We start from the raw sequence: 11,184 nt of genomic DNA on the forward strand, positions 1-11,184 counted from the left end.
CAGTTGTGAAACATTGATGCGGCGACGATAGTTGGCGGGTAGCCGCCCGCAAAAATAGCTCGGTGCCAGGTTCTATATATCGCAAACCCCTCTCCTTTAGCTACACTTAGGAGAGGGTTTTGTTTTTAGCGATGATTAGCAATCTTATTTAAATAAAGCTGTTTTACTTCCGTTTTGCACAATTGGACGGGCGAGGACGCCCATCCCACAAGAAGCGGATTGATGCAGTATGAGTATACACAAATTAGAACTGTAATAGCTTGGCTGAGTGAATGAAGAAACTGGGTTTTTTACCTTTTTGGTGCTTCAACTGCTTTAAACTGCTTAATTGCAGGTACTATAAAAGTCAGTAAAATCAGCAGGATGAAGAAACTGTATCCACCTATTGAACCTTACAAAAAAAGTACTCTAAAGGTTTCCGATTTACATACTATTCATTTTGAGGAGTCAGGAAACCCGCAAGGTAAGCCTATTGTTTTACTACATGGGGGACCAGGTGGTGGATGTCCGCCTTTCTACCGACAATATTTTAATCCCGAAAAATGGCGGCTTGTAATGTTTGACCAACGAGGTTGCGGTCAAAGTACGCCTCATGCAGAACTACGGGAAAACACGACATGGGATTTGGTTAGCGATATTGAAAAACTACGATCGCATTTAAATATAGAAAAGTGGGTTGTCTTTGGCGGTAGCTGGGGGAGTGCCTTAGCATTAGCCTATAGTCAAACTCATCCCTCTCAATGCGTGGGATTAATTTTACGTGGTATATTCATGCTGAGGGAAAAAGAATTGCAATGGTTTTATCAGGAGGGTGCTAGCTATATTTTTCCTGATGCTTGGGAAGAATATTTAAAACCAATTCCGTTAGATGAACGCCATGATTTACTGACAGCTTATTACAAACGCTTGACCGATCCAAATGTTAATATTCGATTGCAAGCGGCACGTGCTTGGTCAATTTGGGAAGCTAGTACGAGCAGATTATTTCCAGACACAGACTTGATGGCAAAGTTTGGCGAGAATGTTTTTGCAGAGGCGTTTGCACGCATTGAATGTCATTACTTTATTAATAAAGGATTTTTTGAAAAAGACGATCGCTTGCTTGCAAATGTCCATCGCATACGTCACATTCCTACAGTCATCATTCAAGGACGATATGATGTTGTATGTCCAATGATATCAGCTTGGGAATTACATAGTGCGTGGCCAGAAGCAGAATTTATTATTGTTCCTGATGCTGGACATTCCATGACAGAACCAGGAATTCTCAGTGCTTTGATCGAAGCAACCGATCGTTTTGTAGATTTATAAGGGAATAGGGCATGGTAAGAAGTAATATTTTCTCTTTCCATTGCCCATTGCCCATTGCGGAACAATTTTGCTACACTGTGTGTCATAACAATCTAGTGACACATTGTACTTATTGAAACAATGTGTTCTTTGAGTACCGGGTGCCCTATGTAAATGTTACAATCCTATGTTAGGAAGTTGGGATACCTCGATGCGAGTTGCAACTAACTCAATCAAGTTTGGGACAGATGGCTGGCGTGGCGTTATTGCAGATGAGTTCACCTTTGAACGAGTAGCTTTAGTAGCGCCAATTGCCGCAAAAGTTTTATTTGATACATATGGAGACAAAGTAGGTAGTCGTAAAATCGTTGTGGGACACGACCGACGGTTTATGGCAGAAGACTTTGCTCGTAAAGTGGCAGAGGTTGTATCAGCATCTGGGTTTGATGTGCTATTAACTGATACTTATGCTCCAACCCCAGCTTTTAGTTGGGCAGCAAAGCAACAAAATGCTCTGGGAGCATTGGTGATTACTGCAAGTCACAATCCTGGAAAATATTTGGGCTTAAAAGTCAAAAGCGCTTTCGGTGGTTCTGTACCGCCTGAAGTGACAAAACAGATAGAAGCACTGTTAACTCAAGAATTACCAGCTGCATCAAGCCCAGGGAAAATAGAGCATTTTAATCCTTGGCAAAGTTATTGTGAAGCATTAGAAGGCAAAGTTAATATTACTAAAATTCGTGATGCTATTTCTTTAGGTAAACTGACGGTATTTGGTGACGTTATGCATGGTGCTGCCGCTGGTGGGCTGGCAATGCTACTTGGCAATGAGGTAAAAGAGATTAACAGCAATCGCGATCCTCTCTTCGATGGAGGTGCGCCAGAACCCCTGCCTAAATACCTTTCAAAATTGTTTGAGATAATGCACCAGCATCGAGAAACGACGCCTTCTAGTTTAACAGTCGGTTTGGTATTTGACGGAGATAGCGATCGCATTGCAGCAGTAGATGGAGAAGGAAATTTCCTGAGTTCGCAAGTCCTAGTTCCTATACTCATTGACCATTTGACTTTAAGACGGGGCTTTAAAGGAGAAATCGTCAAAACTGTAAGTGGCTCCGATCTAATTCCTCGCTTAGCCGCATTGCATAATTTGTCAGTCTTTGAAACACCAGTGGGTTACAAATACATTGCAGATAGAATGCTAGAAGCAGAAGTCCTGTTGGGTGGAGAAGAGTCGGGAGGAATTGGTTATGGCAGTCATATCCCAGAACGAGATGCACTGCTGTCAGCATTGTATGTACTAGAAGCCATTGTTGAATCCGGGCTAAATTTGGGCGACTATTACCGTCACCTACAAGAACAAACTAATTTTAATTCCGCATACGATCGCATTGACCTACCATTATCGAGTATGTCCGTGCGATCGCGTCTTCTAGAACAACTACAAACCCAACCTTTGACAGAAATCGCTGGAAAATCAGTCATTGATTGCCAGACCATTGATGGTTATAAATTCCGCCTAGCCGATAACAGTTGGTTAATGATTCGTTTTAGCGGAACCGAACCAGTTTTGCGTCTGTATTGCGAAGCCCCTACCCTCGAACAAGTGCATCAAACTCTTGCTTGGGCAAAAGATTGGGCGGAATAAATTATGTTAATAGTTAATAGTTAGTGGTTAGTAGTTATGAGTAACAATTAATAACTAACAATTAACAACTAACAACTAACAACTAACCACCAACTAATGACATTACTTGTTGTAGCGACAGGAAATCCGGGAAAATTGCGCGAAATGCAAGCTTACCTGGCTGATACTAATTGGGAGTTAACTCTTAAACCTAAAGAATTAGAAGTAGAAGAAACGGGAGAAACATTTGCAGCCAATGCTTGTTTAAAAGCATCTCAAGTTGCACAAGCCACGGGAAACTGGGCAATTGCGGATGATTCAGGTTTGCAAGTAGATGCTTTAAACGGTGCGCCCGGAGTCTATTCTGCTCGTTATGGTACAACTGATAGCGATCGCATTGCTAGATTGTTGAGAGAATTAGGCGATACACCAAATCGGCAAGCCCAATTTGTTTGTGCTATTGCGATCGCTCGTCCGGATGGTAGTATTGCTTTACAAACAGAAGGTATATGTCACGGTGAAATTCTTCATGAAACTCGTGGGACTGGTGGCTTTGGCTACGATCCAGTTTTTTATGTCCCCCAAATGCAATTTACATATGCAGAGATGACACCAGAAATGAAGCGTTCAATTAGTCATCGGGGTAAAGCGTTTGATACTTTACTTCAAAAGTTAGAGACAATTGCTGTAGGTTAGTTGTTAGTTGATAGTTGTTAGTTGAATTCCTTACTCACCACTAACTACTAACCATTAACCACTAACTACTAACCATTAACTAAACTATACTGCCTCTGTATTCTTTTCACCAGTACGAATTCGCACTACTTGTTCGACTGGTGAGATAAAGATTTTACCATCACCAATTTCGCCAGTACGAGCAGCAGCAATAATTTTATCTACAACCATGTCAACCTGGTTATCTTCAACAACAATTTCCACTTTCAGTTTTTGCAAAAACTCTACAGTGTACTCAGAACCACGATATCTTTCAGTTTGACCTTTCTGCCGTCCAAAACCCCGTACTTCGGAAACTGTCATGCCAACTATCCCAGCATTGACTAACGCAATTTTCACCTCATCAAGCTTAAAGGGACGAATAATAGCCTCGACTTTCTTCATTTTTCTCTCCTAACTTCTACGTATTCTATCTAAGCAGATTCTCTGACTTTGACGATCGTTTTTATTTGTTTGTAGCTTATTTAACACAACCTAAACATTAGTTAGCGTTATGAAAGCATTCTTAACGAGTCTGTTGTCCTAGTAATGGGCGTACAATTAAATAACCAGCGCCAAAACCCATAACAATAATGAACAAGATAGCTACTATAAACCACCAGCTATTAAGTTGTGAAGGTTCTGGTTCTTCATCTTGAAGATAATAACTTGCTTCCTGCTCTTCTACATAGACAGATTGTGGAGTAGGAAGATCGATTTCTACTTCATTTGTAACGGCAAGAGGACGCGGGCGGAAAACTTGCTTCTTGGAAGAAGGTTGCGTCATCTGTTTTTTTGCTTGAGGTTTTGAATCATGAGAAGATGGAGGAGGAGCTTGAGAATAACTAACTTTGGGCTGAGAATCAACTAGTTTTTGTAAATGCAAGATAGACTCAACAGCTTTAGAAATTTCTTGTCGAAGTAACTCATTCTCTTGCACGAGTTGTTGATTCTGGGCAGAAAGAGAATTTAGATTTGCCCGAACAGTATGCAACTCTGAAGCCAAATCCCGGTACACGGAAAGGGGTACAGAGGGGGAGTAGCTTGGAGTGGTTGCACTAGATGTGGTGTTGTTGACGGAACCTGTCGTTGCACGCATTAGTGGATTCTTATCACAATTTAATGTAATTGAACAATCAGAGACTGCGATCGAAGATACTCAGCCTTAGAAACTAAGCTTAAGAGTAATAGAAAAATGTCCCTCAGGAGAAGAATCTTAATGTACAACTTTGTGACTAAATACACAAGGGATTAGGGATTGGCGATTGGCGATTGGGGAACTCGGGATCCCCTTTGGGGATAAGGGGCAATGGGGACAAGAAAGAGGGTAGACAAGGGAGAAGTTTCTACCTTGTCCTCCTTGTTTCCAGTTCCCAGTCCCCAGTCCCCAGTCCCCAATCGCCTACTTCAACAACGGAAAAAAGTGACCCACAGGACCTTGACCTTTGCCAATAGTAAGAGAGTAAGATAGCGCAGTGGTTACATACTCCTTTGCTTGCTTGAGTGCTGTTATTAAATCTTTTCCAAGCGCCAAATTTGCGGCAATTGCTGCTGACAGGGTACAACCAGTACCGTGAGTATTTTTTGTATCAACGTGTTTGGTTGTCAAAGTTTCCATGCGATGCCCATCGAACCAAACATCTACCCCACGCAAACTGCCTTGCATACCTCCACCCTTAACTAAAACTACCTTGACGCCTGTATTGCGGTGAATGATGTGAGACGCCGCCCTCATATCATCTAACGAATTAATCGGCAAACCACTTAAAATTTGGGCTTCATAGCGATTTGGTGTTACAAGTGCTGCTTTAGGAATTAAAAGATTGCGGAGATTCTTTACAGCATCATCATCTAGTAATTGAGCTCCTGTACGAGATACCATAACGGGATCGACTACCAAGTTAGGAATTTGCAAAGCTTCCACTTGTTCGGCAACAGCAGCAATAATTTCCTTGTTCAGCAACATTCCCGTTTTTGCTGCTTGTACTCCAATATCATCACATACGGCATTAATTTGTGCGACAACAGCCTGTGGCTGTATCGCCTCCACGGCCATAACACCTAAAGTATTTTGTGCTGTAACGCAAGTAATAGCGCTTGTACCGTGGACGCAATGAAACGCAAAAGTTCGTAAATCGGCTTGAATACCCGCACCTCCACCGCTATCAGAACCAGCAATTGTTAAAGCAACAGGTATTTTGGATGATATGTCGGTATTCATAACTAGGAAGTAAAAATGAGGTAGATTAACTGCTTACTGGTCAGGTGGTCACTGGTCAGGTGGTCACTGTTTGTAGATACTTCCCCCATTCAGCAGCTAGGGGAATCTCTGTAAAGGGAACACGTACCGATTGAGAGGGGTCAGGAAAAACAAATTCCAACTCGATAGTACGACCCTTCTGGGGAGGGTTGCCTAAGTCCACAGACTTGTCATCTACTAAAAGACGGATTTGCTGAACATCAAGCAAAGAAAATGTTTCTAGTTTAACCGGACCTTTCGGAGTGGGTTTGCCGCAAGTGATTTGGGAACCTTTTTGACCTAAAACTGAATAAATATCGTACTTAGCCTTTTCAAATTGCTGCGCCCAAGTACGGTAAGCTTCAATTTTCTGATACTCTTTTGAGCCTTGCCAAGCCAACCAAAAGAATGCGACTAATAGGGGTAACCACAGAAGACCGCGTTCCATCTTAAAAAATTCCAGAGGTTTGCTTAAATGGTCTTTAATTTTAATGCAAAATTCACCACTAACGGTCTTGTTTGAGTTATAAAAAAGAAAAGCTGAACACCCTGTTGCTTTAGCTTAGGGATGAAAGCTGCTTGTGTTCTTTAGACGAAAAGGCGTAAATAATGGCAGGTTACTGAGCGTACCGAACTGGCAATAGTGATGTACATCTAGAAAAAAAGTAGGCTGAAACCTAGTCTTGAACTAGGAAGTCAGAGTAGACGGTGCTTTGACCACCGTAGGATTGGTTGAGTATAGCCAAAATCCAAAAAGAATCCCTTCGGCTTTAGCCAAGGGAGTCGTCAAGTTAGTGAGCAACCTGGCAAGAAGCGGTAATCGGTTGAGATGAGAAAGCTTATAATATTTGGCTTGTTTATTATCGGTTTGGGTGTTGCCCTGTTTGGTTTTCAGGGATTGGCAGCCAACGGTGAGTTCGATACAATTTTGTTAAATTTTCGTGAAGATATTTCTCAGGAAGTCTTGCAACAGAATTTGCAAGCACTAGCCCAAGAGTACCACGTCACACCTCAATTAGATAACAAATTTTCCGCTAAGGAGAATGTGTATATCATTAAGGGCGATAAACTGCGACTTCAACAACTCAGAAAGTCCCAACTCTCTAAAGTCGTGGAATTTATTGAGCCTAATTATGTCTATAAAATCCCACAGTCTGAGAAAGTTGATTTGACTGGAGATTCATCACTACAGCAACCTCTCACTCAGAAAGCTGCGATCGCACCTAACGATCCGATGTACAGCAAGCAGTGGAATCTTCACAATATCAATGTAGAAGGTGCGTGGAGTCAAAATAAAGGTAACGGCGTTACCGTCGCGGTGATCGACACGGGTGTGACTCGCGTGCGCGACTTGGAGGAAACAAAATTTGTCCCTGGGTACGATTTTGTAAACGATCGAGCAGAAGCTGACGACGATAACGGACATGGCACCCATGTTGCTGGTACGATCGCTCAAGCGACTAATAATGGTTATGGAGTTGCTGGAATTGCTTATGAAGCGAAACTGATGCCTTTAAAGGTTCTGAGTGCTTATGGTGGCGGAACCGTAGCTGATATAGCTGAAGCGATTAAGTTTGCTGCTGACAATGGTGCAGACGTTATTAACATGAGTTTGGGCGGTGGCGGTGAAAGCCAGTTGATGAAAGATGCAATTAATTATGCCTACAATAAAGGTGTGGCAATAATTGCGGCGGCTGGTAATGAAAATGAGAATTCTGCTGCTTATCCGGCACGTTATCCTCATGTTATTGGTGTTTCTGCTCTCGGTCCGGATGGAGAAAAAGCTCCATACTCGAACTACGGTGCTGGAGTAGATATTTCAGCTCCTGGTGGTAGCGATGCTGGTAAGATTTTGCAAGAAACAATCGATCCAGACAACGATGGCGGTTCCGTGTTTAGGGGATATCAAGGCACAAGTATGGCAGCCCCTCACGTTGCTGGCGTTGCTGCATTAATTGAAGCAGCCGGAGTGAAAGAACCAGACCGAGTTGCCGAAGTTCTCCAACAATCCGTTAGAACTATTGAAGAAGACAGTTTGAACTATTATGGTGCTGGACAACTCAATGCAGAAGCTGCAGTGAAACTTGCCACCCACGGACAAATTAGTTTCCAAGATTTCTTCCGTTGGTTGCGGGAGAACGGCTATCTCAACCCCCGCTTCTGGATTGATGGCGGTGCTGTAGCGCTGTTACCTAAAGTTTTGATGGTTCTTGGTTCCTATCTCCTGGCTTGGTTTTTACGGGTTTACTTCCCATTCAACTGGGGGTGGAGTCTCTCATTTGGTTTAATTGCTGGTAGTTCTGGTTTATTCCCCTTTAAGGGATTTTATATCTTTGACCTTCCTCAATGGCCTTTCCGTTTATTGGGAAGTTCAATCCCTGAGTTAGGTAATAGCCTGCAAGGAACAAATGCCCTCAACCCATTGTTTGCCAGTGTATTGATTCCCTTGATTCTAATAGCGTTACTACTAGGACACCGAGATTGGAAGTGGTTTGCCATTGGTACATCAATCGGTGTTGCAGCTTGCTTAGCTGTGAGTGCAGCATTAGATCCAGCAGTTTGGGGAATGGGTAGTGGTATTGTTGCGCGTCTTTTCCTCTCCTTTAATGCTTTACTATGTTTTGGTTTAGCGCGTTTAGCAGTTAAAACTACCTAAATAAAAAATCTCCCAAAATTTCTTGTAGTGCGGGCATCCTGCCCGCTATTTATATGGGACGGGCGAGGACGCCCATCCCACTTTCCGGAGATAATCTATTTTTTATAGTTCCCTAGTTACCAACAACCAACAACCAACCATGAGCATTACAGTTACAGGCACTATTCAGCATCGCGACATTGGAACTGGCGCTTGGGCGTTAGTTACTAATGAAGGAACTACCTATGAAATCCTTAGAGGTGCTGACAAAAGCTTACTTAAATCGGGACAACACGCAAAAGTTACAGGGCAAATTCGCAAAGACGTGATGACAACTGCTATGATTGGCCCTGTTCTTGAGGTTAAATCTTTTGAGCTAATGTGATGAGTAGCTCTTAGTTAGAATTACTAGAATCTAGAACTGCCTGCAAACGACTTCTAAATTCTCCCTTGGGGTGACCTCCTTTGACTTCCCCGATAATCTGGAATTCTCCTTCTGGTGAATCACAGACAATGTAGGTAGGCCATCCCATCTCTGATTTATCGGGATACTGAGAGAGTAGAATTTTCCGATACTTGCGGTAAGTTGCTGTATCTTGCATTTTCACGCTAATAAACTCTAGACCTAGTTCTTCAGCAACTTTCTGGTCGTAAAAAGACATCTTGTGACAAATGCCGCAGTCTTCTGACGAAAACTTAATGACAGCTAAACTCATAAGTACGAAACTCTACAATGACTGGCACAGCTAACCTTTTTGTACAAAGGTTACCATACTAGGATAGCAAGTCAAGAATTTTAGTTAAAAATCTTAAGAATTGTAAAATTTAGCTGGAAAGTGGGAAAAACTTTCTGTTTCAGTTTACGATCTATGACTCTTATTCTTAACTTATAAAAAATTTTTAAAATTTTTTGCTAATTGCGAGCAATTTGAGAAATTGAGTTATTATAGTGAATCTAACAAGATCCTATGTTCTGAGCTTAACTAGGGGACTCCGGAAAATTTGCCAAAAATTTTTGTAATTTTGCTATTTTTGTGTCAAAAATAATATGTATCCCCCATAAGCTTATCGCTAGAAAGGGAGTCAAAGACGGGGTTAATCTACCATTTGCTGTGTTCTCAGCTTAACCAGGGTCTAATGGTGTTTTTTAGTTTAGGTAAAAAACCCCTATTAGCTTATTAGCTAACTAGGGGAGTCAGTTATCAGGGTGCATCTACCGTTTACTCGGTTCGCGGCTTAACCAGGGTTATCCGGATAAGTTAGAAAAAATTTGGGTATCTTGGCGTCTCCAAAAAAAATCCCTAGTAGCCGAAAGTCCACTAGGGAGTCAGTTATCAGGGTGCATCTACCACTACATTGTTCTTAGATTAACCAGGGCATCCGGATAAGTAGCAAAAATCAAGGTGTTATTTATCTCACAAAAAAAAGACCCCTAGTAGCTAAAAAGCTAACCAGGGGAGTCAGTTATCAGGGTGCATCTACCACTACATTGTTCTTAGACTAACCAGGGCATCCGGATAAGTAGTAAAAAAAATCAAGGTGTTATTTATCTCACAAAAAAAAGACCCCCAGTAGCTAAAAAGCTATCAGGGGAGTCAGTTATCAGGGTGCATCTACCACTACATTGTTCTTAGATTAACCAGGGCATCCGGATAAGTAGTAAAAAAAATCAAGGTGTTATTTATCTCATAAAAAAAAGACCCCTAGTAGCTAAAAAGCTATCCAGGGGAGTCAGTTATCAGGGTGCATCTACCACTACATTGTTCTTAGATTAACCAGGGCATCCGGATAAGTGATAAAAATCAATTACCAATACGGTATTTTCATGTACCGTTAAAGAACAACCGTAAAAAGCGTTGCAGGTCACTACCACTTTTGTATAACAGCGCACTACGTTAACTGTATCGATACTTTGGAGAATAATATGGTATGCAAAGCACAAAAAAATCCGTAGAGGGTGTTGGTTTGAATAAGGGGAGTGAGTTATTAAGGGAAAATTGTTAGGATGTCTACGGATGCTTTTTCGTAGATTGTAACCTTGCCTCGATCGCATCTCTTTCGTTGCATCAACCATCGCATCAACCACCGTACACTTTAGGCAAGGTATAGGGCATCTTTACTAGTTAGGCAGGGTCTGAAACACCGTTCTAGTGCTTTCAGACTTTTGCCTTCTGCAAAAAAATACAGAAAAACTCCCAAAAGGCTTAGATTGGCTTTGTGGGAGCTCGCGATCGAGGTGCATCTACCACTATGAATGTTCTGGGCGGAACTTATAAAATCCGGATAAAGTTAAGAAAGGAGGTAGAAATCACAAATTCAACAACCGAAACTACTTATCTTATAGAAAGGTAGTCTTGGTCTCGAAGGAGGAATTTTCTCTCCTTGTTACCTTAGATAACATTTCACCGACTTCAAACCCGTTTCTGCCGTTGCACAGAAGACACTGTGACATCTGGTCTAGGAGATATGGGTTTTTGTGGGTTAGATTATGTTAAGCAGAACAAGCTGAATCAGAAACATTCAGTGGCGGGATGCATCTAAGGTATCAGTAAGAGCGAAACATCGACTTGAAACTTTCGCGTTCCAAACCAGATTTAGGAGGCAAGCAGGAGAAGTTGTGACCCAGGAATTTCACATTTCCGTAACTCCAGTAGGGCAAAATGACTACTTGGTGCGAAC

The 11,184-nt window shown here is 41.9% G+C and carries 10 protein-coding genes; 5 read left to right on the top strand and 5 right to left on the bottom strand.

Going from position 1 to position 11,184, the window contains the following annotated elements:
- The first annotated feature begins 363 nt into the window (after positions 1 to 363).
- From pip to rdgB, 3 genes are all read left to right on the top strand, one after another.
- Positions 364 to 1,311 carry a prolyl aminopeptidase gene (gene pip / locus ACKTT2_RS02100; protein ID WP_407883479.1) on the top strand — a complete coding sequence of 316 codons (948 nt, stop codon included), beginning with the start codon at positions 364 to 366 and terminating at the stop codon, positions 1,309 to 1,311.
- Positions 1,312 to 1,501: 190 nt separating this feature from the next.
- Complete coding sequence (locus tag ACKTT2_RS02105) at positions 1,502 to 2,938, top strand: phosphoglucomutase/phosphomannomutase family protein (RefSeq protein WP_407883496.1); 1,437 nt, start codon at positions 1,502 to 1,504, stop codon at positions 2,936 to 2,938.
- A 96-nt stretch (positions 2,939 to 3,034) separates the two neighbouring features.
- Positions 3,035 to 3,613, top strand: a complete 579-nt coding sequence (gene rdgB / locus ACKTT2_RS02110) for an RdgB/HAM1 family non-canonical purine NTP pyrophosphatase (RefSeq protein WP_407883481.1) — start codon at positions 3,035 to 3,037, stop codon at positions 3,611 to 3,613.
- A gap of 84 nt (positions 3,614 to 3,697) precedes the next feature.
- Here rdgB and ACKTT2_RS02115 read toward each other — a convergent pair whose 3' ends face one another.
- The 4 genes from ACKTT2_RS02115 to ACKTT2_RS02130 form a co-directional block, all read right to left on the bottom strand.
- A complete protein-coding gene (locus ACKTT2_RS02115) occupies positions 3,698 to 4,036 on the bottom strand; it encodes a P-II family nitrogen regulator (protein ID WP_017749852.1) in 339 nt (112 codons plus the stop codon).
- Between the two features lie 121 nt (positions 4,037 to 4,157).
- The gene (locus ACKTT2_RS02120) at positions 4,158 to 4,730 is read right to left on the bottom strand and encodes a hypothetical protein (protein WP_407883484.1); all 573 of its coding nucleotides are present in this window, start codon (positions 4,728 to 4,730) and stop codon (positions 4,158 to 4,160) included.
- Positions 4,731 to 5,033: 303 nt separating this feature from the next.
- Positions 5,034 to 5,852 carry a bifunctional hydroxymethylpyrimidine kinase/phosphomethylpyrimidine kinase gene (thiD, locus tag ACKTT2_RS02125; protein ID WP_407883486.1) on the bottom strand — a complete coding sequence of 273 codons (819 nt, stop codon included), beginning with the start codon at positions 5,850 to 5,852 and terminating at the stop codon, positions 5,034 to 5,036.
- Positions 5,853 to 5,907: 55 nt separating this feature from the next.
- Positions 5,908 to 6,318 carry a hypothetical protein gene (locus ACKTT2_RS02130; protein WP_407883488.1) on the bottom strand — a complete coding sequence of 137 codons (411 nt, stop codon included), beginning with the start codon at positions 6,316 to 6,318 and terminating at the stop codon, positions 5,908 to 5,910.
- A 381-nt stretch (positions 6,319 to 6,699) separates the two neighbouring features.
- Here ACKTT2_RS02130 and ACKTT2_RS02135 point away from each other — a divergent pair, with 381 nt between their 5' ends.
- A complete protein-coding gene (locus tag ACKTT2_RS02135) occupies positions 6,700 to 8,526 on the top strand; it encodes a DUF5942 domain-containing protein (protein WP_407883490.1) in 1,827 nt (608 codons plus the stop codon).
- A gap of 139 nt (positions 8,527 to 8,665) precedes the next feature.
- Complete coding sequence (locus ACKTT2_RS02140; RefSeq protein ID WP_407883492.1) at positions 8,666 to 8,890, top strand: hypothetical protein; 225 nt, start codon at positions 8,666 to 8,668, stop codon at positions 8,888 to 8,890.
- Between the two features lie 10 nt (positions 8,891 to 8,900).
- Here ACKTT2_RS02140 and ACKTT2_RS02145 read toward each other — a convergent pair whose 3' ends face one another.
- On the bottom strand, positions 8,901 to 9,221 hold the full coding sequence (locus ACKTT2_RS02145; RefSeq protein WP_407883494.1) for a thioredoxin domain-containing protein: 321 nt from the start codon (positions 9,219 to 9,221) through the stop codon (positions 8,901 to 8,903).
- Positions 9,222 to 11,184 lie beyond the last annotated feature (1,963 nt).

Source organism: Scytonema hankhaensis NUACC26 (genome assembly GCF_045865695.1).
Classification (GTDB): domain Bacteria; phylum Cyanobacteriota; class Cyanobacteriia; order Cyanobacteriales; family Nostocaceae; genus Scytonema.